20 protein-coding genes and 1 tRNA gene are annotated in these 23,342 nt (G+C 67.1%); 6 read left to right on the forward strand and 15 right to left on the reverse strand.

The window, feature by feature from the left end; translation table 11 throughout:
* Positions 1 to 3: 3 nt before the first annotated feature.
* The 3 genes from ASE79_RS18795 to ASE79_RS18805 are packed head-to-tail and all read right to left on the reverse strand — an operon-like array spanning position 4 to position 1,432.
* Positions 4 to 498 carry a DUF427 domain-containing protein gene (locus ASE79_RS18795; protein ID WP_056420328.1) on the reverse strand — a complete coding sequence of 165 codons (495 nt, stop codon included), beginning with the start codon at positions 496 to 498 and terminating at the stop codon, positions 4 to 6.
* Entirely contained in the window at positions 495 to 860 is a 366-nt protein-coding gene (locus tag ASE79_RS18800) for a thiol-disulfide oxidoreductase DCC family protein (RefSeq protein ID WP_056420330.1), read from the reverse strand. The genes ASE79_RS18795 and ASE79_RS18800 overlap by 4 nt, the downstream gene beginning before the upstream one ends.
* Complete coding sequence (locus tag ASE79_RS18805; RefSeq protein ID WP_082445454.1) at positions 857 to 1,432, reverse strand: TspO/MBR family protein; 576 nt, start codon at positions 1,430 to 1,432, stop codon at positions 857 to 859. The genes ASE79_RS18800 and ASE79_RS18805 overlap by 4 nt, the downstream gene beginning before the upstream one ends.
* A 137-nt stretch (positions 1,433 to 1,569) precedes the next feature.
* Here ASE79_RS18805 and ASE79_RS18810 point away from each other — a divergent pair.
* Positions 1,570 to 1,643: transfer RNA gene (locus tag ASE79_RS18810), tRNA-Gly, on the forward strand.
* A 34-nt stretch (positions 1,644 to 1,677) separates the two neighbouring features.
* Here the strand turns inward: ASE79_RS18810 and ASE79_RS18815 are convergent.
* On the reverse strand, positions 1,678 to 2,700 hold the full coding sequence (locus ASE79_RS18815; RefSeq protein ID WP_056420332.1) for a phytase: 1,023 nt from the start codon (positions 2,698 to 2,700) through the stop codon (positions 1,678 to 1,680).
* Positions 2,700 to 5,798, reverse strand: coding sequence for a TonB-dependent receptor (locus ASE79_RS18820; RefSeq protein ID WP_082445444.1), 3,099 nt, complete (start codon positions 5,796 to 5,798; stop codon positions 2,700 to 2,702). Before ASE79_RS18820 ends, ASE79_RS18815 begins: the two co-directional genes overlap by 1 nt.
* A 236-nt stretch (positions 5,799 to 6,034) precedes the next feature.
* Between ASE79_RS18820 and ASE79_RS18825 the strand changes: the two genes are divergently transcribed.
* The gene (locus ASE79_RS18825) at positions 6,035 to 8,581 is read left to right on the forward strand and encodes a TonB-dependent receptor (protein WP_056420335.1); all 2,547 of its coding nucleotides are present in this window, start codon (positions 6,035 to 6,037) and stop codon (positions 8,579 to 8,581) included.
* 63 nt (positions 8,582 to 8,644) lie between these two features.
* On the opposite strand, the gene ASE79_RS18830 is transcribed toward ASE79_RS18825, so the two are convergent.
* The 5 genes from ASE79_RS18830 to ASE79_RS18850 all read right to left on the reverse strand — a co-directional run bounded on the left by ASE79_RS18830 (position 8,645) and on the right by ASE79_RS18850 (position 13,642).
* Positions 8,645 to 9,985, reverse strand: coding sequence for a sensor histidine kinase (locus tag ASE79_RS18830; protein ID WP_056420337.1), 1,341 nt, complete (start codon positions 9,983 to 9,985; stop codon positions 8,645 to 8,647).
* Positions 9,982 to 10,662: a response regulator transcription factor gene (locus ASE79_RS18835; RefSeq protein WP_199861102.1), complete on the reverse strand. Its 681-nt coding sequence runs from the start codon at positions 10,660 to 10,662 to the stop codon at positions 9,982 to 9,984. The genes ASE79_RS18830 and ASE79_RS18835 overlap by 4 nt, the downstream gene beginning before the upstream one ends.
* Before the next feature lie 66 nt (positions 10,663 to 10,728).
* A complete protein-coding gene (locus ASE79_RS18840; protein ID WP_056420341.1) occupies positions 10,729 to 12,258 on the reverse strand; it encodes a methyl-accepting chemotaxis protein in 1,530 nt (509 codons plus the stop codon).
* Positions 12,255 to 12,575: a hypothetical protein gene (locus tag ASE79_RS18845; protein ID WP_235517066.1), complete on the reverse strand. Its 321-nt coding sequence runs from the start codon at positions 12,573 to 12,575 to the stop codon at positions 12,255 to 12,257. Before ASE79_RS18845 ends, ASE79_RS18840 begins: the two co-directional genes overlap by 4 nt.
* An 89-nt stretch (positions 12,576 to 12,664) precedes the next feature.
* On the reverse strand, positions 12,665 to 13,642 hold the full coding sequence (locus ASE79_RS18850) for a quinone oxidoreductase family protein (protein ID WP_056420344.1): 978 nt from the start codon (positions 13,640 to 13,642) through the stop codon (positions 12,665 to 12,667).
* 106 nt (positions 13,643 to 13,748) lie between these two features.
* Here ASE79_RS18850 and ASE79_RS18855 point away from each other — a divergent pair, with 106 nt between their 5' ends.
* Positions 13,749 to 15,209 (forward strand): aldehyde dehydrogenase family protein, encoded by a 1,461-nt coding sequence (locus ASE79_RS18855; protein WP_056420345.1) that lies wholly within the window; start codon positions 13,749 to 13,751, stop codon positions 15,207 to 15,209.
* A 112-nt stretch (positions 15,210 to 15,321) separates the two neighbouring features.
* Here ASE79_RS18855 and metH read toward each other — a convergent pair whose 3' ends face one another.
* The 4 genes from metH to ASE79_RS18875 all read right to left on the reverse strand — a co-directional run bounded on the left by metH (position 15,322) and on the right by ASE79_RS18875 (position 21,107).
* On the reverse strand, positions 15,322 to 18,033 hold the full coding sequence (gene metH, locus ASE79_RS18860; protein ID WP_056420349.1) for a methionine synthase: 2,712 nt from the start codon (positions 18,031 to 18,033) through the stop codon (positions 15,322 to 15,324).
* 80 nt (positions 18,034 to 18,113) lie between these two features.
* Complete coding sequence (locus tag ASE79_RS18865) at positions 18,114 to 19,172, reverse strand: homocysteine S-methyltransferase family protein (protein ID WP_056420351.1); 1,059 nt, start codon at positions 19,170 to 19,172, stop codon at positions 18,114 to 18,116.
* A gap of 40 nt (positions 19,173 to 19,212) precedes the next feature.
* Positions 19,213 to 20,157 carry a methylenetetrahydrofolate reductase gene (metF, locus tag ASE79_RS18870; protein ID WP_056420357.1) on the reverse strand — a complete coding sequence of 315 codons (945 nt, stop codon included), beginning with the start codon at positions 20,155 to 20,157 and terminating at the stop codon, positions 19,213 to 19,215.
* On the reverse strand, positions 20,154 to 21,107 hold the full coding sequence (locus tag ASE79_RS18875) for an ArsR/SmtB family transcription factor (protein WP_056420360.1): 954 nt from the start codon (positions 21,105 to 21,107) through the stop codon (positions 20,154 to 20,156). The genes metF and ASE79_RS18875 overlap by 4 nt, the downstream gene beginning before the upstream one ends.
* A 206-nt stretch (positions 21,108 to 21,313) precedes the next feature.
* Between ASE79_RS18875 and ASE79_RS18880 the strand changes: the two genes are divergently transcribed.
* From ASE79_RS18880 to ASE79_RS18890, 3 genes are all read left to right on the forward strand, one after another.
* A complete protein-coding gene (locus ASE79_RS18880; protein WP_056420363.1) occupies positions 21,314 to 21,685 on the forward strand; it encodes a hypothetical protein in 372 nt (123 codons plus the stop codon).
* Between the two features lie 142 nt (positions 21,686 to 21,827).
* The gene (locus ASE79_RS18885; RefSeq protein WP_235517068.1) at positions 21,828 to 22,016 is read left to right on the forward strand and encodes a hypothetical protein; all 189 of its coding nucleotides are present in this window, start codon (positions 21,828 to 21,830) and stop codon (positions 22,014 to 22,016) included.
* Positions 22,013 to 22,960: an aldo/keto reductase gene (locus ASE79_RS18890; protein ID WP_056420367.1), complete on the forward strand. Its 948-nt coding sequence runs from the start codon at positions 22,013 to 22,015 to the stop codon at positions 22,958 to 22,960. The genes ASE79_RS18885 and ASE79_RS18890 overlap by 4 nt, the downstream gene beginning before the upstream one ends.
* Positions 22,961 to 23,014: 54 nt before the next feature.
* On the opposite strand, the gene ASE79_RS18895 is transcribed toward ASE79_RS18890, so the two are convergent.
* On the reverse strand, positions 23,015 to 23,329 hold the full coding sequence (locus ASE79_RS18895; protein WP_056420369.1) for a hypothetical protein: 315 nt from the start codon (positions 23,327 to 23,329) through the stop codon (positions 23,015 to 23,017).
* Between the last annotated feature and the right edge of the window lie 13 nt (positions 23,330 to 23,342).

Consider the following 23,342-nt stretch of genomic DNA (forward strand, 5'->3'; position numbering starts at 1 on the left):
CTTCTACCAATAGCGACTGCCGGGCACGCCCTTGAACGGCCCGGCAAGATCGCTGGTGATCCACCCCCCATAGAATCCGCCCGGCTGCGGCACGACCCGCTCGTCGTCGACGAAGCATGCATCGAACGGCGCTGCATAGAAGGCGAGATGGTCACGCAACGCGGCGAAGGCGCGCGTCGGGGCGGGATAGCTCCAGGCAATGCCGCGGAGCGTCTCGCCGTCGATCAGCAGGTCGTAATAGACCGCATCGCCCTTCCATTCGCAAAACGAGGTGTGGGTCGACCGGCGGAACAGCCCCATCGCGATGGCGTCCGGCGGGATGTAATAGTTGGGCGGATGACACGTCTCGAGCGTCTTCACGCTCGCATGCGTGTCGGCGATCGCCTGGCCGCGATGCTCGATCCGCACATGCTGCGCGCTCGGCACCGCGATCGCCGGCCGAGGAAAGTCCCACACGCTCGTCTGCCCCGGCCGCACGGGATCGCGGCGGACCGTCATCGCCCGTTCGCCTCGCCCCGACGCAGCGCACGTTGCAGCTTGGGCCGGACGCGCAGAAAGCCAACATAGACGCGCTCTAGCACGCGCAGCACGGTCGGCTGGCGCGCGGCGAAGCCCAGCGGGCGCAGTATCGGGATCGCCCGCCACATCGCCGCGAACGCCGCGGCGCCCGACAGCATCTGCCCATCCTCGCGGGCGTGGAACCGCGCGAGCAGAGCGCCGCGATCGATCGGGCAGGACGCGTCGCCGTCGGTCGCGTCGATAAAGTCGATCGCACCCCGCCGGTCGAGCCGGCGCATCAGCGCAATCTCGCGACGGCATAACGGGCAGTCGCCGTCATGCCAGACGGTGAGCCGGCTCATCGTCGCGAATCGTTGCGCCGGCTGATCCCCGCCGCCAGCACGGTGGCGAAGCCCAGCCAGGCGACGAACGGTACGCCCAACCCCGCCGCGGGCCGATCGACCTTCGCGGCGGTCGCGACATAGGCCGCCCCGGTGACGACCATCGCGCCCGCGGCGACCGCGCTCGTCTCCAGCGCGCGCTTGCGAAAGAACAATTCGGTCCAGCCGCCGACCATCGCCGTGTTGAGCAGCCACAGCCCGACCGCCGCGTTGCGACTCGGGCCGGCGGGCGCGCGCATCAGTCGATAGCCACCGACTGCCAGCCCGGTTTCGAGCACCGGCCAGACCGCGCCGAACACGCTGTCGGGGGGCGTGAAGTCGGGCTTGTCGAGCCGCTTGTACCAGCGCCGCGTCTTGGGATGCGACGGATCGGGCGCGTTGCGCCGGCCGAGCACCGCGCTCGCACCCAGCACGCCGGCGACGATCAACGCTGCGACCGGCCGCGACAAACCTTCGCGCGCGGGCCCCTCGCTCAAGCTGTCGGTTTCGGGGGCGCCCGGCACGGGCGCGCGGGTCGATGGGGAGGTCGGCATGCCATGATCCTTGTCGGGCATCGGGCCCGTCCCGCTACAGCGCTGGACGCGCACGGACGTTCCCATGCGCTTGATGCTTGAACTTCGCGATCGTGCCGGGTACGGACACGGGACCGCGCCGGTATCGGCATGCGTCTGCGGGTGTAGCTCAATGGTAGAGCTTTTGCTTCCCAAGCAAGTGACGAGGGTTCGATTCCCTTCACCCGCTCCAATCCCAGCGCTGACCACCACCGACGGCTTGACGATCAGCGCAGTTTGAGCGCGCGGCGGACCGCACCCCAGCTGACATATTTGAAGTTCTGCGTGGCGGGCGCATTGTCGCCGTCCTGCGCGACCAGCAGGCCGCGCGGATAGGCCGGACCGAAATCGCCCAGCATCAGGTCGATGCCGTCGGTATCGCTGGTGCCGTCGATCGCACCGCCGCCGATGCGGAAGCGGCCGGCATAGGTGACGCCGGGCAGGCGATAGAGCGTATAGGCATTGTCGCCCTGGCTCGACGCGACGAGATAGCCGCCGCTCCTGCCCGACGGTGCAAGCGCAAGCCCCTCCGCATCCGCGACGAGCGTCTTGCCGTCGACCCTGGCGATCGCGGTTGCGGTCGTGGCTGCGGACGGGTCGGCATCGAACCGCCAGAGCCCGACATCTTCCTCCGCGACGTATAATTGCCCCGTCCGATCGTCGACGACGCAGCCTTCGGACTGTGTGGCGAGCTTCATCGAGCGCACCGTGGTTACCTTGGGCGTCGCACCCGACAGATCGATCGCGACCTGGTCGATGCGACCGTCCTTGAGCACGACGAAGCCGAACAGCGCATGGTCGCCGGCGCGGGTCCACAGGCACATGCCATATGCCTCGCCCGCGCCGACCGGGAAACGGCCGAGCGGCACGAGCTTCGCCGCGGCAGTGTCGAGCGTGAACAGCGAGACATGCGCGGTCGCGACGTCGGCGCGGTCGCTGGCGGCGGCGATCACCCGCGCGCCGGTGTCGCGCAGATCGACATTGTTGAGCCGCTCGGCGGGCGTGAAGCTCAGCCGCTTGCCGGCCAGGCTATACACATGGATGCCCGCCTTCTTGTCCGTGCCGATGACGAGGCTCTTCGACGGATCGGCGGGATTGCGCCAGATCGCGGGATCGTCCGCGGCGTCCGCTGCAGTGTCGACCGGATCGGTCTCCGCCGTGGCCGCGACCATCGGTGCCTCGGTCGCCAGCGGCACCGAGGTGGTGGCGCACCCCGCGAGCAGCAAGGCGGCGAAGGGAAGCGCGCGCATCAGAACGTCACCCGCATGCCGCCGGTATAGCGACGCCCGAACGTCTCATGCTCGATCGTGTACGCGGACGAGCCGACATAACGGCGCCCCGGGCCGTTCAGCAGATTGGCGAAATCGGCATAGATCTCGACATTGCCGTTGATCGCATACCGGACCGACGCGTCGAGTTCATTGTCCTTGGCCCAGTAGAAATCGCCGCCATCGACGCCGCGAACGGTATCCCCGACCTGCGCGACCGCGCCGATCGCGTCGAGCCAGGCGGACCGGTTCTGGTACGAGACGCGCGCGGAGAAGCCGTATTTCTCGTAATAGCCGATCAGGTTGTAGATCGCATCCGAGGCGCCCGGCAGCGGCACCTTCCGCGAGGGCGAGTTGAAGCCAGCGGGGGTATCCGCTCGGCTTTTGTTGATCGTCGCGTTGAGCTGCACGCCGAACCCGCCCATCCACTCTGGCAAGCCGAGATCGGCGGTGAAAGGCTCCAGCTGCTGCTGGATCGCGCCCTCGATGCCCATGATATAGCCGTTCCCGCCATTAACGATCGTCGAGAACAGATACTCGGACCGATTGACGCCACCGCTATTGAGAGTCGTCAGGCCATAGGTCTGTCGCGTGTCGAACAGTACGTCGGAGACGTCCTTGTAATAGGCGCCGATCGACAGAAAGCCGCGCGGCATCGTGTAATATTCGACGTAGAGATCGACGCCCTTGGCCTTTTCAGGGGTCGCGTCCGGGTTTCCGCTGGAGACGGTGGCGTCGGCATCGTTGTACGTTATGTTGGGACGCAGCTGATCGTAATCGGGACGCGCCGCGCCGGTATTGAACGACAGCCGCGCCTTCATCCGGTCGTTCACGTCCCAGTTCAGGTGGAGGCTCGGATAGACGAGCGTCTGGCTCGAAGACACTGCGACCGGGGTGGTGACCGTCGTTACAGCGCTGCCAGAGCCGACCGTGCCGATCGAGAAGGCGCGCGCGTCGTTGCGGATATGCTCGACACGGGCACCACCGACGATGCTGCCCCAGTTGGTCGTCACGGTGGCCATCGCATAGGCCGAATAGACCTTCTCGCCGACCTCGTAGAAATTCGCATCGACCGGCAGGTAACTGGCAACGCTCTTCGCCTGGTTTACCAGCCCGAGCACCTTGTCGCGGTCGAAATACTGGAAGGTGTAGCCGAGCGGAATTTCGCCCTGGAACCCGCCGGTCTTGGCGATCGCCGCATAGCCGGTGGGGATCCCCGCCGCGGCAAACTGCGCGGCGCTGTTCAGTTCGAGCAGGTCCTCGTTCGCGGTCTTGGTGCGATCGTCATAGCGGACGCCGGCGGTGAACACCGTCTGCGCGCCGAACAGCGAGGCTTCGCGGCTGATGTCGAGCTTGGCGGTGTACGCTTCGGTGACGTCCTGCGCCTTGAGCGAGCGCAGACGACTCAGCGTGCGCGGGAAGTCCTCGATCGAGGTCACCTGGTCCCCGCGCGAGAAGGTGCCGTCGGCGTTGCGGATCGTCCGGAACAGCTGGACCTTGGCAAGCTGCGGATCGGTCAGGTCGTAGCCGACGGTGAGCCGATTGGCCGCGTTCGCGCCGTTCGTCCCGAATGCCGGGCTGTCGTAATTGAGCTGCGCCGGCTGCGTGCGATCGTCGATCGAACGCGTGAAGTTGCCGCGCCAGGCGACCTTCCACGCGCCGAGTTCGTGATCGCCGCCGATCGTGTTGGTGAACACCGACTGCTTGTACTTGCGCACCGTGAAGTTCGAGTTGAGATCGATCCCGTATACCGTGCCGAGCAGCGGCGTGTTGCCGGTGCACACATCGGCATAGCCCGTGGTGCCCGATGCGGGGCGGGCGTTGACCGTGCAGGCGGCGGTGCCGTTCGGCGTGCGCGACTGCTGGTCGTCGAGATCGAAGATGTAATTGTTGCGCTGCTCATCGTCCTGGAACGCCGAGTAGATCGTCTCGGCGAACAGCTTGTGGCCGGGTGCCGGACGCCAGTCGAGCCGGGTCGACAGCGAGTAGTTCTTGCGGGTCAGCCGGTAAAGCTTGTTCTCGGTCTCGCGCGCCCAGTTGCGCGTCTGGTAGCCGGGCCGACGATCGCGGTCGACCGCCTCGAAATCGGTCTCGAAATTGTCGGTCACCATGCCGCGGCGATACAGGCTGGCCGACGACACGATGCCGAATTCGCCGATCCCCGTGTCGATCCGGTCGGAGATGACGAGCGAGCCTTCATATTCGGTCTTGTTGCCAAGCTCGACATGGCCGAGGCCGCCCTTGGCCTGCACCTTCATCCCCGGATAATCGAACGCCGAGCGCGTGATGATGTCGACATTGCCCGCGATCGTCTCGCCGGTCATGTCGGGGGTGACCGCCTTGCGGACGACGATCTGCGACGCGATCGCCGAGGGGATCGAGTCAAAGCGCGCGTCGCGACCCTCGGGGCTGACGACGTTGATGCCGTCGATCGACAGCGTGGTCCAGTTGATCGGCGCGCCGCGCAACGTGATGTAGCGCGCCTGGCCCTGGTCGCGCTGGACGCCGACGCCGGGCAGCCGGCTGACCGCCTGGGCGACGTTCTGGTCGGGCAGGCGACCGATCGAATCCGACGCGATGACCGAGACCAGCGACGGGCTGGTCCGCTGGATCTGGAGCGCGGCGGCTTCCGATTCCGCGATCGGGCGCGAGCCGGAGACGACGATCTCGTCCCCCTCCCCGGCGTCGGAGGGCGCGTCGGCGGTCATCGCGACGTCGAGCGTCACGGCGGCGTCGGCGACCGTCACGGTCCGGCGCGCGTCGGGAAAGCCGACATAGCGGATCACGAGGTCATGCGTACCGGCGGGCACGCCGACCAGCGTGAACCGCCCGGTGCGATCGACCACCGTCGACAGGTCGAGCGCGGGGATCGAAACCGATGCGCCATCCAGATAATCGCCGCTGCCCGCCTGCGACACGGTGCCGGTGATCGATCCGGCAGCGCGCGGCGTAGCGGCGGGAGTCGCGGCGATCGGTCCCGCATAGGCGGTGGCGATCGTCAACGGTGTCAGCGCGCAACCGGCGAGCAGGACATGCGCGAGAACAGGGCCGCGAATGCGGCGCGACGGATTGGATTTCATGATAGGTCCCCGGGTGTCCCGGCTTTGTCCAGCCGGCTTGGGGGCGCGGTAGCCGCCGCGCGTGGCTTGCGCGTTACGGCGTCATGACGAGATCATGACAGCGGCGTCATCTGGCCCAACATTAAACCACCATTAAAAATCCCGGACACGCGATTCTTATATTCGTAACGGACGTGCCACGACCGCCGCCTATCGCGCCCCTCAAGGCAAACACTGCCGAAAAAGGGAAACCCTCGATGTTGAATTCAGCAAGCCTGCGCTTGCGGCTGCTGGCCGGCGCCGCCCTGACGGTCGCGATCGCGTCGCCCGCCTTCGCCGCCGCCACGCCAACCGACGCCACGCCGCCCGCTGCCACGCCGCCCGCTGCCACGCCGACCGCCGCCGCGCCGAGCGCGACTGATCCTGCGCCCACCGATCCTGCAACGGCCGATCCCGCTGACCAGACCGGTCTCGGCGACATCGTCGTGACCGCGACCAAGCGCGAGACGAACCTGCAAAAGACGCCGATCGCGATCAACGTGCTCAGCAGCCAGGCGTTGACCGATCGTCACGTCCAGAGCCTGTACGATCTCGCCGACGGCGCGGTGCCGTCGCTGCGCGTCGCGACGTTCGAAGCGCGCCAGTCCGCGCTGACCATCGGCATTCGCGGTATCGTCCCGCTCGACGCGAACCAGCCCGCGCGCGAACAGGGCGTCGGCGTCTATATCGACGGCGTCTATCTGGGTCGCCAGCACGGCCTGAACGCGGCGCTGTTCGACGTCGACCGGATTGAAGTGCTGAAGGGTCCGCAGGGCACGCTGTTCGGTCGCAACACCGAAGGCGGCGCGCTGAGCATCGTCACCAAGGGCCCGAGCGGCAAATGGGGCGGCAGCGCGACCGGCGGGATCGCCAATTACGGCGGCTATAACGGCGCGCTGCGGCTCGACCTTCCCGAAGTCTACGGCGTCGCGCTGAAGCTCGACGGCGTCGTCCAGTATCAGGGTGCGACCACCAAGAACCCGCTCGTCGGCCAGACCGGCTTCAACTATTACGATCGCCGCGGTTTCAAGGCGACCGCACGCGTCCACCCGATCTCGGGCATGACCGCCGATTTCAGCTACGATAACGGCTACGACTCGAACAGCCCGTTCTACAGCCAGTTGCTGAACGTGAACCCGAACGGCTGCGTCGCCGGCGCCCAGTCCGCCGCGTCCGCGTGCAAGCTGCCCGGCACCAACTACACGACGCTCACCGGTAGCGTGAAGCCGGTCCCGAGCCAGGTCGTCGTCAACGGCACCAGCCGCATGAAGACCGCCGATATCGGCGTGCCGCAGCAGCCGAGCATCGACAAGACGCACGGTTTCACCTCCAACATCCGCTGGAACGTCGCGCCCGAGATCGAACTCCGCTCGATCACCGCATGGCGCGGCGTGAACGCGACGCAGTATGACAATAGCGGCGGCTATCACCGCGTCCCCGTCGTCGCCGCAGGCTGCACGGGCACGGCGTGCAATTTCAGCCGCTACAGCCTTGCCGACCTCCACCAAAACCAGTTCAGTCAGGAATTCCAGGCAGTCGGCACGGTCGGCCAGTTCGACTATGTCGCCGGGCTCTATTATTTCAACGAGCACATCAGCGACGACGCGGCGACGCCGAACTCGCTGGCGTTCAATTCCACGCTGTCGACGATCTCGGTTCTCGATCCCTGCACCGGGTCTGGCGGGTTCGGATCGCAGCCTGGGTGCCGCTCGATCGATCGCGCCTCGGAAGTGCATTCGAAGAGCTATGCAGGCTACGGCCAGGTCACCTGGAACCCGACCGACGCGATCCACCTCACCGCAGGCGGCCGCTACACGCGTGACGAGAAGCAGGGCGTACTGCATTATTCGCGCAACCTGAACTACGACACGGCGACCACCGCGCAGCTGACCGCCGCCGGGTACAAGCCGCTCGACGCCAGCTGGAACCGGTTCAACCCGATGGCCACGCTTGCCTATGACGCCAGCGACTCGGTCCATCTCTACGCCAAATACGCGACCGGCTACCGCGCCGGCGGTGCCAGCTCGCGCACGTCCAACTACCAGACGTTCAATCCCGAGGACGTGAAGTCGTACGAAATCGGCGCCAAGACCGACTTCTGGGGTCACCGCGCGCGCCTGAACCTTGCCGGCTACATCATGGATCGCAAAAACAGCCAGGTCGACATCAGCTCGATCCAGACCACCGCGTCGGGCAGCTTCAACAACCTGGTGACGATCAATGCCCCCGGCATCACCAAGATCCGCGGGATCGAGGCCGACCTGACGGTGCAGCCGGTCACGGGCCTCACGCTGACCGCGGGCTATGCCTATACCTACACGAAGATCCCGCCGGTGCTGATCGCGTCGACCGGTGTGTACCAGAACTTCTACATCGTGTTCACGCCGCGCAACGCCGCCAACGGATCGATCGACTATACGGTACCGGTGAGCGACATGGACCTGAAGTTCCATCTCGACGGCAACTACTCGCAGGCCACGCAGACCTTCGATCAATATGCCACCAAGAACGATGCGGCGTTCATCGCCAATGCGCGCCTGGCGCTCGCGAACATCCATGTCGCCGGCAGCAACGCGGTGACGATCTCGGCCTGGGTCCGCAACCTGTTCGACAAGCAGTATGTGTTCCGCCGCGATCCGTCGAACAGCCTGCCGGGCTCGCCGACGACGAGCACGACCTCGGGCAGCATCAGCAACGTCCTGGGCGATTACGGCAATTTCAACGCGCCGCGCACCTACGGCATGGAGGCGTCGGTCAAGTTCTGATCGCCACGCTATTATGAGACGGGAAACCCGGGCAGGCGCCACGCCTGTCCGGGTTTTATCGTTTCAGCCCCTTGGCAGCGCGATCACGACGCGCAGCCCGGGGGACGCATCTTCGAGCACGATCGTGCCGCGGTGCAGCCGGACGATCGCCTCGATCAGGGGCAGGCCAAGCCCATGCCCGTGTTCGTGGCGGCTCGCGTCGAGCCTGCCGAAGCGTCGCAGCGCCAGCTTCCGCTGATCCGCCGGGATGCCGGGGCCGGTATCGCTGACCGAGAGCGTCGCGGTCTTCCCCGTCGTCGCCACGCCGATCGCGATTTGCGTTCCCGGCGGCGTGTGACGCAGCACGTTCTCGATCAGGTTCACGAGCATCTGCCCGAGCAGATGCCGGTCGCCGATGATCGGGGCCGGGTCGGCGCAATGGACCAGCATCGTCCGACCGTCGTCGACGACCACCGGCTGCATCATCGTCGCAATCTCATCGACCAGTGCGGCTAGGTCGAGGGCAGCAAAGGCCGCGCGGCGATCGCCCCCCTCGACCTCCGCAATCCGCAGGATCGCCGCGAACATCTCGAGCAGGTCATCGCTCATCGCGATCGCCGCTTCGATGTCGCCGCGCTGCGCGTCGGTCTCCGCGCGGCGCAGCACCAGCGATAGCTGCCCCCGCAACCGCGCGAGCGGGGTGCGCAGGTCGTGCGCGATGTCGCTCGAGACGTTGCTGATGCTCGCCATCAGGTCCGAGATCCGGTCGAGCATCCGGTTGAACGCCCGCGCCTGGTGCGCGAATTCGCCGCCGGAGGGATGGATCGGCACGCGGCGCGCCATGTCGCCGTCGATGATCGCCTCGACCGTGCGCCGGGTCTCGCCGATCCGCCGCCCGATGGTGACGACGAAGAACACCAGGCCACCGACCACGATCAGGACGATCGACCCGAACCCGAGCAGATAGATCCAGGTGCGCGCGGCATTATAATCGTCGAACGGCTCGGTCTCGGCGACCGTCGTCAGCGTCATCCCGCTGCCGACGTCGCGGACCAGCGCGCGCCCCGCGGTGAGCCCGGCAATCCCCTCGTCGCGCGCGATTGTCGAGAAGCCCGGCGGCAGGCGGCGCGACAGCGCGATGTTGCCGGCAAGCGGACGGCCGCTGGCATCGACCAGCAGCAGGCCGATATCGCCGGTGTCGCGCTCGCGCATCGCCGCGTCCATGCGGCGGAACACGTCGGTCTGGCGTCGCTCGCCGGGCACACCCGCGATGGCGTCGCTGACGACGACGATGCGGCGGTCGACCAGCCGCTCGATCGTCTGCAGCGTGATGCCGTGGATCGCGAACCCGGTACCGACCGTGGCGACGAGGAACGCGAGCAGGAACGCCAGCGTCAGCGTGCGCAGCGACCGGAACCGTATCATCCGCGCAACATATAGCCGACGCCGCGCACCGTCAGGATCGGGTCTTCACCCCCTGCCGCGGTCAGCTTGACGCGCAGATGCCGGACATACACGTCGACGATGTTGGTGGTCGGCGCGAAGTCATAGCCCCAGACCCGTTCGATCAGCATCGCGCGGGTCATCACGGTGTCGGCATTGGCGACGAACTCGGCGAGCAGCTTGAATTCCAGCTTGCCGAGATCGATCGCGGTGCCGGCGCGCCAAGCGCGGAACCTGGTCGGGCTGACGACGATGTCGCCCGCGCGGATCGTGTCGCTGCTGCCCGCGGTCCAGCGCCGCCCGCGCACCATCGCCAGCAGCCGGGCGTTGAGCTCGGCGGCGGCGATCGGCTTGACGACATAATCGTCCGCGCCCGCCTCAAGCCCCTCGACCTTCTCGACCGAGCGGCCGAGCGCGGTGAGCATGATCACCGGCAGCGTCATGTTGCTGCCGCGCAGCCGCGCGAGCACCGACATCCCGTCGACCTTCGGCAGCATCCGGTCGAGCACCACCGCGTCGAACGGCACGCTGTCGACCGCGGCCAGCGCCTCACGCCCATCCGCGGCGACCGTCACCGCGTGATCGAACCCGCGCAGTTCGTCCGCCAACCCTTGCGCGAACACCGCATCGTCCTCGACCAGCAACAGGTTCAGGCTCATCATCGTCTCGCCGAAAGGGGTCCCTGCCCTACCGCGCTTTGCAGCCAACGCAAACGGGTCCGCGCGCTACGCCGCCCTGAGTTGCACCACGAAGCGGTCGGTCGCCGCGCGCAACTGGCGCGCGGTATCGAGCAGGCCGGTCGCGGCGCGGGCGACCATGTCCGACAGCCCCGCGGTCTCCCCGGCCACGCGCGCGACGCCGAGCATTTCGTCCGCCATCAGGTCGATCCCCGCCGCGGTCGTGTCGGCGGTGCGCTCGATCGACGCGGCGGTCTGGTGATGATGCCGGACCTCGGCCTGGATCGTGTCCGCGGCCGTCGCGAGCTGGCCGATCGTCGTGGCGATCCGGCCGATCGCATCATGCGCCAGCCCCGCGCCCTCCTCCGCCGATCCCGCCAGCGCTCGAATTTCGCTCGACGCACCCGTCGCCTGCCCCGCCAGCTGCTTGACCTCGCTGGCGACCACCTTGAAGCCGTACCCCGCCTCGCCCGCGCGCGCGGCCTCGATCGTCGCGTTCAGCGCGAGCAGGTTGGTGCGGGCCGCGATCTGCTGGATCGAATTGGCGAAACCGCCGATCGTCTGCGTCCGCTCGACCAGCGCCAGCATCGCCGCATGGCTCGACGTCGAGGCGGTCCGCGCCTCGGTCCCCAGCTGGACCTGTTGCGCCGCGACGGCCGCGATCGATGTCACCGACTGGGTGAGCGCGTGGATCTGCGCGGACAGCCGGCCGGCGCTTTCGGACGACTGCGTCGCGGCGGCGGCACTCGCCACCGTCTGCCGGGTCGCCGCCTGTGCCAGTTCGTTCAGCGCGCGCGCGGAGCCATCGAGCCTGGTCGATGCCGAGCCGACCGAATCGACGATGTCCGCGACCGAGGCCTGGAACGCCTCGGCGAGCGCCATCATCTCGGCCTCGCGGCGCTCGACCAGTTCGCGTTCGATCGCCTGCCGGTGCGTACGTTCGCTGGCCTCGCGCGCTTCGGCGGCGCGTAACCCCGCGATCGCGGCCTCCATCCGGTTGCGGCTGTCGATCGCCTCGTTGGCCAACGTCTCGCTTTCGCTGCGCGCGACCTCCTGCCGGATCGTCAGCTCGCGCAGGCGGATGGTGACGTAGCTCAGCACCGCCAGTTCCAGGCCGACCGCGACCGCGTGGATCACGACCCGGCCGATATTGCCCACGCCGGTAAAGACCCAGCCGGGCTCGGCATGCTCCAGCGCCAGGTGGTGGAGCGCGATCAACCCCGCGGCGAGCGCGATCGGCCGCCAGTCGCACAGCACGACCAGCGCCGCCAGCGCGACGAAGAAGTACATGTGCGCGTCCATCTGCCAGGGGTGCCCCTGCAGCAGATACACCCCCAGCGCAGGGTACACCGCGGCCGGGGCTCCCGAAACGAGCCGTGCGCACGCATCGTGCCGCCGCTGCTGCGCCATCACGCTCGGCGCGAGATTGACCAAAACCGCGACGACAAGAACCGGGACGAGGCCGTCAGCGTCGAGCCACAGCCCCATCACCGCGAGCCATGCGGTGCACGCCCAGCCCGCGACCGCTAGGATGGCGATGCCGCGCGCGCGCAGGCTTTCGAGCTCGGTCGGGTTCATGCCGCACCGTCGGACGAACCGCAGGCAACGCCCGAAGCCGCAAGCAGGATGATCCCGTGCGCCATCATCACGCTCGCCAGCAGCGACCGGTCGCCCCGCACCACATAGCTGTGCGGCAGAGGCCCCGCACCGATCAGCAAGGCATGCTCCGCCACTGCGATCGGCAGCAGGCTGGCGGTGGCGTCACGTCCGACCGGTACCAGCAGATACTCGCCGCGTCGCGGCGGCCACACCGTGAGCACAGCAAAGCCGAGCACGACCGCCAGCCCTTGCGCGACGAAGCACGAGAGCGTGGCGAGATTGTAAGAACGAGACATTCGTTCGACGTACAATCAACGGGTTAGGCGGGGGTTAACAACGCATCTGCTGTTCCACATTCGCTAATTCAGCCGCTCGATCACCGGCGCTATGAGGGCAGCAGCAATGTGCTGCCCCAGGTGTCGCCGCTCTCGACCGCGCGGTGCGCGTCGGCCGCGTCCTCGAGCGCGAAGGTCTGGCCGATCTCGGGCGTGATCGCGCCACTGTCGAGCATCGCGAACAGTCGCGCGATGCCGGCCTGCCGCTCTTCCGGCGTCACATAATAATCGAACAGCGTCGGCCGCGTGACGAACAGCGAGCCCTTCCGCGCGAGAACGCCGATATTGACGCCGTCGACAACGCCACCCGCATTGCCGTAGCTGACGATCAGCCCACGCCTGGCGGCGCTGTCGAGCGAGGCAGTCCAGGTCGCGCCGCCCACGCCGTCCAGCACGATCGGCACGCCCTTGCCCTCGGTGATCTGGCGAACACGCGCGGCGATATCCTCGGACTTGTGGAGGATGACGTGGTCTGCACCGGCCTTGCGCGTGCGCGCCGCCTTGTCCTCGCTGCCGACGCTGGCGATGACGGTCGCACCGATCGCCTTCAGCCAGCCGACGAGGATATGCCCGACTCCGCCAGCCGCCGCATGGACGAGCACGGTCTGGCCCGCCTGCACCTTGGCGCAGCGCTCGACCAGGAACTCGGCGGTGGTGCCCTTGAGCAGGATCGCCGCGGCGGTGCGGTCGTCGAGCGCGTCGGGCAGTTTGAACAGCTGGGTCGCGGGCACGTTGCGCTCGGTCGCATAGGCGCCGCGCGACGGGCCGAACGCGCCGACCCGGTCGCCAGGCGCGAAATCGGTGACGCCCTCGCCGACCGCCATCACCACGCCCGCCGCCTCGCTGCCGAGTCCCGAGGGCAGGTCGACAGGATAGACGCCGCTGCGGTGGTAGGTGTCGATATAGTTCAGCCCGACCGCGGTGTTGCGCATCCAGACCTCGCCCTTGCCCGGCGGCGGCAGTTGCACGTCGTGCCACTGAATGACCTCCGGGCCGCCGGTCTGCTCGATGAATGCCACTCTCGCCATGCCGGACTCCTGATGTATTTCGGCATCAACCTACCCGACGCGTTTCGGGTTGCAACCGATCTCCGGCGAGCCCATTCCTTGGCAAGACAAGATGCGGAGAGGCACGATGAAAAGCTATTTAAAGCAGTATATCGATGGCGCGTGGGTCGATAGCGAGGGCGGCACCGTCTATCAGGTGATCGACCCGTCGACCGAGCAGCCGTGCACCGAAATCACGCTGGGCACCGCCGCCGACGTCGACAAGGCGGTCGCTGCGGCGCGCGTGGCGTTCGAGAGCTGGAGCCGGACGAGCGTGCAGGAGCGGCTCGACGTGCTCGGCCGGATCATGACCGAATATAAGGCGCGGATGCCCGATCTGGCGAAGGCGATGTCGCAGGAGATGGGCGCACCGATGGCGCTCGCGTCGATGGCGCAGGCGCCCACGGGACTCGCGCATTTCTCGGCGACCGCAAAGGCGCTGGCGGCGTTCGAATTCTCCGAAACGATCGGCAAGGCGACCGTCGTGCACGAGCCGCTCGGCGTCGTCGCGATGATCACGCCGTGGAACTGGCCGCTCAACCAGATCTGCGCGAAGGTCGCGCCGGCGCTCGCCGCGGGCGACACGATGATCCTGAAGCCGTCCGAGGAGGCGCCGTCGTGCGCGGTGATCCTGGCGGAGATCATGGATGCGGCGGGCGTGCCGGCGGGGGTGTTCAACCTCGTCAACGGCGACGGGCCCGGGGTCGGCGCGGCGCTGTGCGCGCACCGCGACGTCGATATGGTGAGCTTTACCGGCTCGACACGCGCCGGCATCGCGGTCGCGCTGGCGGCGGCACCGACGGTCAAGCGCGTGCATCAGGAGCTTGGCGGCAAGGCGGCGAACCTCGTCCTCGAGGGGTCCGATCTAGCGGCCGTGCTGCCGCCGACGGTGGCCGGCGTGCTCGCCAATTCGGGACAGAGCTGCATCGCACCGACTCGCCTGCTGGTCCATGCGAGCCAGGTCGCCGAAGCGACCGCGATCGTGAAATCGATGATGGAGCAGACCAAGGTCGGCGATCCCGCCGAGATGGGCCAGCATATCGGCCCGGTCGTCAACAAGGCGCAGTTCGACAAGATCCAGGGGCTGATCCAGTCCGCGATCGACGAAGGCGCGACGCTGGTGACGGGCGGCGTGGGTCGTCCGGACGGGCGCAATGCGGGCTATTACATCCAGCCGACGCTGTTCACCGACGTCCGCCCGGACATGCGGATCGCGCAGGAGGAGACGTTCGGCCCGGTCGCGACGATCACCGCCTATGCCGATCAGGACGAAGGCATTCGCATCGCCAACGCGACCGAATACGGGCTGTCGGCGACCATCTCGGGCGACCCGGCCGCGGCGGCGAAGGTCGCAGGCCGGTTGCGCGCGGGGCTGGTGACGATCAATTCGTGGAGCCCCGACATCGGCGCCCCGTTCGGCGGATATAAACAGTCGGGCAACGGCCGCGAGAACGGCCGCTATGGCCTGACCGACTTCATGGAGGTGAAGACGATCACCGGCCTGCCCGGCGACGTGCGCGAGGGCAAGCCTGCCGAAGCCGGGGCCTGAGTGGAGGCCCCTCTCCCCTTTCGCGAGAGGGGCTAGCCTGCAAAGCACGCGTGGGGTGCGCGTGCGTTAGTCACTCGCAGACCGTCATCCTGACGTTCGTCAGGATGACGGATTAATCGAGGTTCGGACGCAACCAGCGTTCGGCCGTCTTCAGGTCCGCGCCGCGTCGCGCCGCATAATCCTCGAGCTGGTCGCGGCCGACGCGCGCGACGCCGAAATACTCGGCCTGCGGGTGGCCGAAATAAAAGCCGGAGACCGCTGCGGTCGGGAACATCGCGAAGCTCTCAGTCAGTTCGAGCCCGGTCGCGGTCTCTGCGTCGAGCAGGTCGAACAGGATCGGCTTGAGGCTGTGATCGGGGCATGCGGGATAGCCCGGCGCAGGGCGGATGCCGCGATACTGTTCCTTGATCATCGCCTCGTTGGTGAGCTGTTCGTCCGGCGCGTAACCCCACAGCTCGGTGCGGACATGCTTGTGGAGCCGCTCTGCAAACGCCTCGGCGAAGCGGTCGGCGAGCGCCTTCAGCAGGATGTCGTTATAGTCGTCATGCCCCGCCTTGAAGCGCGCGATGTGCTCGTCGATCCCGTGGATGCCGACCGCGAAGCCGCCGAACCAGTCGTCCTGCGTGTCGACGAAATCGGCCAGGCACATGTTTGCGCGGCCCTCGCGCTTGGCGATCTGCTGTCGGAGCATGGGCAGGCGCACCTCCTTCTGCTCCCTCTCCCCTGCGGGGAGAGGGTCGGGGTGAGGGGCTGTTCCAGGCGCAGCATTGCTTGGCTGCCCCTCACCCCAGCCCTCTCCCCGCAGGGGAGAGGGAGCAGTGACCACCACATCATCCCCCTCGCGCCGCGCGGGCCACAACCCGGCCACACCGCGGGGCGTCAGCCACTTTTCCGCGACGATCGTGTCGAGCATCGCCTGCGCGTCCGCATATAATGACGACGCGCTCTCGCCGACCACCTCGTCGGTCAGGATCGCGGGGAAGTTGCCCGCCAGCTCCCACGCGCGGAAGAACGGCGTCCAGTCGATATAGTCACGCAGGTCCGACAGATCCCAGTCGGCGAACACATGCACGCCGGGCTTCACGGGCGCGGCAGGCTTCATCGCGAAGTCCGCCACGAACGCACGCTCGCGCGCCGTCGCAAGCGGAAGAAGCTCGCTCTGCCCCTTGTTCGCGCGCGACAGACGCACCGCCTCATATTCGTCCGCGGTCTTCGTCACGAACTCGTCGCGGATCGTGTCCGACACCAGCGTCGAGGCAACGCCGACCGCGCGGCTCGCGTCGAGCACGTGCACCACCGGACCGTCATACGCCGGCGCGATCCTGAGCGCGGTATGTACCTTCGACGTCGTCGCACCACCGATCAGCAGCGGCATCGTCATGCCCGCGCGCTTCATCTCCTCGGCGACCGTCACCATCTCGTCGAGGCTCGGCGTGATGAGGCCCGACAGCCCGATCATGTCCGCGTCATTCTCGTTCGCGGCCTCGAGGATCTTCGACCACGGCACCATGACGCCTAGATCGACCACGTCGAACCCGTTGCACTGGAGCACGACGCCGACGATGTTCTTGCCGATATCATGCACGTCGCCCTTGACGGTCGCCATGATGATCTTGCCCTTGCCGCGCGCGCCGGGCTCCTTGGCCGCCTCGATGTAGGGCAGCAGATGCGCGACCGCTTTCTTCATCACGCGCGCCGACTTGACGACCTGCGGCAGGAACATCTTGCCGCTGCCGAACAGGTCGCCGACGACGTTCATGCCGTCCATCAGCGGGCCCTCGATCACCTCGATCGGGCGACCGCCATTGCCATCGATGATCTGGCGCGCTTCCTCGGTATCCTCGACGACGTGGAGGTCGATGCCCTTGACCAGCGCATATTCGAGCCGCTTGTTGACGTCGAGCGAGCGCCATTCGGCCGCTGCCTTCTCGGCGACGACATCGGTACCGCGATAGCGTTCGGCGAGCTGGACGAGCCGCTCACCCGCCTCGGGATCCTTGTTGAGCACGACATCCTCGACCGCCTGGCGCAGCTCGGGGTCGATATCGTCATAGATGTCGAGTTGGCCGGCGTTGACGATCGCCATGTCCATGCCCGCGGGGATCGCGTAGTATAGGAACACGCTGTGCATCGCGCGGCGCACGGGCTCGTTGCCGCGGAACGAGAAGCTGAAGTTCGACAGCCCGCCCGAGATATGGACGTGCGGGCAGCGCGCCTTGATCTCGCGGCATGCCTCGATGAAGTCGACGCCGTAATTGTCGTGCTCCTCGATCCCCGTCGCGACCGCGAAGACGTTGGGATCGAAGATGATGTCTTCGGGCGGGAAGCCGATCCCGACGAGCAGCTTGTACGCGCGCTCGCAGATCTCGACCTTCCGCGCCTTGGTGTCCGCCTGGCCGACCTCGTCGAACGCCATCACGACCACCGCGGCGCCGTACGCCATGCACTTCTTGGCTTGGGCAAGGAACTGCTCCTCGCCCTCCTTCATGCTGATCGAGTTGACGATCGGCTTGCCGCTGACGCACTTCAGCCCGGCCTCGATCACGCTCCATTTCGAGCTGTCGACCATGAACGGGATGCGCGCGATGTCGGGTTCCGCGGCGATGAGCTTCAGGAACGTCGTCATCGCGTGGTGCGCGTCGAGCAGCCCCTCGTCCATGTTGACGTCGAGCACCTGCGCGCCGCTCTCGACCTGCTGGCGCGCGACCTCGACCGCGGCGGGATAGTCGCCCGCCATGATCAGCTTCTTGAAGCGCGCCGAGCCGGTGACGTTGGTGCGCTCGCCGATGTTGACGAAGGAGGTGGAGGAGGAAGTGGTGGTCATGATCTTCTTTCCTCCCCTCCCGCTTGCGGGAGGGGTCGGGGGAGCCCCTCCCCTAACCCCTCCCGCAAGCGGGAGGGGAACTAGGCGGCCATCGTGAACGGTTCGAGGCCGGCGAGCTTGGTCCGAACCTCCGGGCTCGCGACCACACGCGGTTCGAGCCCGCGCACACCGTCCGCCATCGCCTTGATATGCGCCGGCGTCGAGCCGCAGCAGCCGCCGAGCACGTTGACCTGCTTGGCCACCGCCCATTCGCCGACCAGCCCGGCTGTCGTCGCCGGCATCTCGTCATACTCGCCGAGTTCGTTGGGCAGCCCGGCATTCGGGTAGATCATGATCAGCGTGTCGGCGATCCCCGACAGCGTCTTCACGTGCGGCCGCAGCTGCTCCGCGCCGAACGAACAGTTCAGCCCGATCGTCACCGGCCGCGCATGCCGCACCGCGTGCCAGAACGCCTCGACCGTGTGCCCCGACAGGTTGCGCCCCGACAGATCGGTCAGCGTCATCGACAGCATGATCGGCACGTCGCGCCCGAGATCGTCGCCCGCCTCGATCGCCGCCATGATCCCGGCCTTGGCGTTCAAGGTATCGAACACCGTCTCGATCAGGATGAAGTCGACGCCGACCCCCTCGCCGCCTTCGAGCAGCGCGTCGATCTGTTCGCGGTAGACGCCCTTCAGATAATCGAAGTCGATCTCGCGAAAGCCCGGATCGTTGACATCGGGCGACAGCGACAGCGTCTTGTTGGTAGGCCCGATCGCACCCGCAACGAACCGCGGACGGCCGTCCTTCGCTTCATACTCGGTCGCGAGCGCACGTGCGATGCGGGCGGACTCGACGTTGATCGCGCGCACCAGATGCTCCGCGCCGTAATCCGCCTGGCTGATGATGTTCGCGCTGAACGTGTTGGTCGACACGATGTCGGACCCGGCCTCCAGATATTCGCGCGTGATCGTCTCGGGCACTTCCGGCTTGGTGATCGCCAGGATGTCGTTGTTGCCCTTCTGGTCGTGGCTCAGGCCGAGGTCGCCCGCATAGGCCGCCTCGTCGAGCTTCCAGTTCTGGATCTCGGTCCCGAACGCGCCGTCGGTGATCAGGATGCGCTTGGCGGCTTCCGCGTTGAAACGTTCACGTGGTGTCATCGTCAATCCTTCGATCCTCCCCGKWMCGGGGAGGATCGAGTTACGCCGCAGCCACCGTCACGTCGCTCTTCGCGCGCACGCCGAGCATGTGACAGATGGCATAGGCGAGTTCGGCGCGGTTGAGCGTGTAGAAGTGGAAATCCTTCACGCCGCCCGCGTAAAGCCGCCGGCACATCTCGGCCGCGATCGTCGCCGCGACGAGCTGTCGCGCGGCGGGATGATCGTCGAGCCCCTCGAATAACCGGTCCATCCAGGCCGGGATCTCCGCGCCGCAGAGCCCCGCGAACTTGCGGGTCTGCGCGACGTTCGACACCGGCAGGATGCCCGGCAAGATCTGCGCGGTGATCCCAGCAGCAGCGACCCGGTCGCGGAACCGGAAATACGCCTCGGGCGAGAAGAAGAACTGCGTGATCGCGCGGCTCGCGCCCGCGTCGAGCTTGCGCTTCAGATTGTCGATATCGGCATTGGGATCACCCGATTCCGGGTGGCATTCGGGATAGGCCGCGACCGAGATTTCGAACGGGTGCAGTTTGCGCAGGCCCGCAACGAGCGCCGCCGCATTCTCATACCCGCCCGGATGCGCCTGATAGGGCTGGCCCAGCGTCGGCATGTCGCCGCGGAGCGCAACGATATGGCGCACGCCCGCCGCCCAATACTCCTCCGCGACCTGGTCGATCTCGGCCTTGGTCGCCTCGACGCAGGTGAGATGCGCCGCTGCGTTCATCGACGTCTCGCGCTGGATCCGCGCGACCGTCGCGTGCGTCCGCTCGCGCGTCGACCCGCCAGCGCCATAAGTGACCGACACGAAATCGGGCGCGAGCGGCTCCAGCGTCCGGATCGCCTCCCAAAGCTGCGTCTCCATTTTCTCGCTCTTGGGGGGGAAGAATTCGAAGCTGATGCCGACGTCGCCCGCCAGATCCGCGAACAGCGGTTCCTCGAGCGCGCGACGCGCTTCCGCCAATTGGGGAATCGAAATGTTCGTCATGCCGCCTTCACCTCACGCAAGCTCGCGCCGATCTTGCGACCGAGCCATAATTTCACTGTCAACTCGCCGCCCTCGAGCGTCTCCACCCGCGCCGTGTGCAGACCGGCGCCCGCGAACCACGCCGCCATCTGCTCGTCCGCAAAGCCCAGCCGCGTATGCGCATCGCGCAGCCGCAGTTCCTCGCGGTCGTGGCTCGCGAAATCGGCGATCAGCAACCGGCCGCCGGGGGCGAGCACGCGCGCCGCCTCGCTCACCGCGGCGCCGGGCTGCTGCGCGAAATGCAGGACGTGGTGCAGGATCGCGACATCGGCCGCGGCATCTTCGAGCGGCAGCGCATACAGGTCCGCCTGGCGAAGTTCGGCATGCGCCATGTCGTGCAGCTTCGCGCGTGCGAGCCGCAGCATTTCCGAGCTACGATCGATCCCGAGCGCGACCTTCGCCCGCCCGCCGAACAGCTCGAGCATCCGCCCGGTGCCGGTGCCGATATCGATCAGCGTCTCCATCGGCGCCGCGCCGAGAACAGCGGCCATCGCCGCCTCGATCTCGCTTTCGGCGACGTGGAGCGAGCGGATCGCGTCCCATTCGTCGGCATGCCCCTCGAACCACGCGGCCGCACTCGCCGCCCGGTCCGCGCGCACCGCCGCGAGCCGCGCCGCATCCGCGACCGCCCAGTGATCGGGCTCGGCCTTCGCCCAGGCGTCGAGCGCCGCCGCGATCGGCTCGACCGCGCTCGGCGTACCCAGCGCGACGAACACCCAGCTGCCCTCCTTGCGCCGCTCGGCAAGCCCGGCGTCGCACAGGATCTTCACATGCCGCGACACGCGTGGCTGGCTCTGCCCGAGCACCTGCGCGAGCTCGCCGACCGACAGCTCCATGCGCCGCAACAGTGCAAGGATCCGCAACCGCGTTGCGTCCGCCAATGCACGGAAGATTTCGAGCGCCATCGTCATGACGGATCATATAAAGATTTCTTTATATGAGGTCAACGCAGCCGTAAGCCTCTGCGACTTATCGCATCGCGTCCGATCGTGACGGATCGGAAACGCTTCATCCGCGTTCGATTGCGCTATGGGCCGGGCATTTGCTGGTCCACAAGGGCCACGTCCCCGGGAATACCCGCGGGAGGGACGCCAGATCGTCAACGGGAGTAGTTTATATGAAGAAGTTTCTGATCCCCGCGCTGGCCCTGACGGCCGGTCTCGCAGCCTGCAGCAACAACGCGCAGGACCAGACGGCACAGGCCGCCAACGCAATCGCCGCCGATGCCAGCGCGACCACCGCGAACGCGGTCGACGACGTCAGCGCCGCCAGCGATCGTGCGCTGGGTTCGGCCGAGCGTTCGCTCGACAATGCCGGTGCGCGCATGGACAACGCCACCGACAATCTCGACGTGAAGGCCGACCGCGCCGGTGACCGTATCGAAGCCGGCGCAGACCGCGCAGGCGCCTCGATCAGCAACGGTGCAGACCGCGCTGCCGATGCCACGGGCAACGCGCTGACCCGCGCCGGCAATGCGATCAAGGACTAAGCCCTGAATGGATCGCCGCCCGCCTACCCTCGTCATCCCGGAGAACGCCGGGATCTCCCCGTTCGGGTCTCCTCGACCCAAGCGGAAAGATACCAGCGTTCGCTGGCATGACGGATGGGGCGCGGCGGCGGTCCTGCTACCCGTGGTGCTGGCAGCCTGCTCGCCCGCCAGCGAACCCGGGGCCGTTACCGCCGACGAAGCGCATCAGTTGAACGAGGCGGCCGCGATGCTCGATGCGAACAGCGTCGATCTCAACGCGGTCGTCACCGCTCATGACGAAACGGCGCCCGATACAGACATACCCTCAAATCAAAGTGATCAGACGCGATGACCCTGCGCCGCCTCGGTTCGACCGATCTCAAGATCGCCCCCCTCGTCCTCGGCGGCAACGTCTTCGGGTGGACGGCTGACCGCGCCGCCAGCTTCGCGGTGCTCGACGCGTTCGTCGCTGGCGGCGGCACGATGATCGATACCGCCGACATCTATTCGGCCTGGGTCGACGGCCACAAGGGCGGCGAATCCGAGAGCATGATCGGCGAATGGCTGAAGGCTAGCGGCAAGCGCGACGACGTGCTGATCGCGACCAAGGTCGGCATGCTGCCCGGCGACGGTGGCGAGAAGCTCGCGCCTGCGCGGATCGCCGCTGCAGCCGAAGCCTCGCTCAAGCGCCTCGGCACCGATCGGATCGATCTCTATTACGCGCATCAGGACGATGAAGATGTTTCGCAGGAGGCCGTCCTCGAAGCGTTCGGTAAGCTCGTCGATGCCGGCAAGGTGCGCGTCATCGGCGCGTCCAATTTCCACGCCGCCCGCCTGAAGTCCGCGGTCGACGCCGCCAAGACGTCGGACCTGCCGCGCTATCACGTGCTCCAGCCCGAATATAACCTCGTCAGCCGGACCAAGTTCGAGGGCGAACTCCAGGATTACTGCGTCACCGAGAATATCGGCGTGCTGCCCTATTACGGCCTCGCCTCGGGCTTCCTGACCGGCAAATACCGCACCAAGGACGACCTGGGTCAGAGCGTCCGCGGCGGGCGGATGGGTGAACTGCTCGACGGCAAGGGGAAGGCCGTACTCGACGCGATGGACTCGGTGGTCGAGGAGACGGGCGCGACGCATGCGCAGGTCGCGCTTGCATGGCTGATCGCGCAGCCCGGCGTCACCGCGCCGATCGCCAGCGCAACCAGCGTGAAGCAGATCGAAGATTTGCTGCCTGCGATGGCGCTCGAACTGACCAAGGATCAGCTGGAGACGCTGACCGACGCAGGGGTCTGATCGCCTAATCCTCCCCTTGCGGGGGAGGATGTGGGGTTCGACGTTCCGCTTCGTTTACGCCCCCCAAGGGCCAGTCGTTTTGGGCACCGATACGCCCGATGGCTTGACAGAGACGCCGTCAAGTCCGGCGAGTGGCAGCGCATCCGACACTTGACCGCCCTGCACCGGCACCGACACCAGCATCGCGATATCTGCCGCCGTTTCCGGGTCGGTCAGCCGGTGGACGATGTCGCGCACTGTCGCGACCTCCCAGCCATCCTCATACGCGATCGCAAGCTTGTGGCCGACCGCCGGCAGCGCGTCGAACTCGTAATCCTCCTGCCGATCCGCGCCGACCCAGCTCGCGCCCATGAAAATCCGAACCAGCATTCGCGAACCTCTT

The organism is Sphingomonas sp. Leaf28, assembly GCF_001421685.1.
Classification (GTDB): Bacteria; Pseudomonadota; Alphaproteobacteria; order Sphingomonadales; family Sphingomonadaceae; genus Sphingomonas; species Sphingomonas aurantiaca.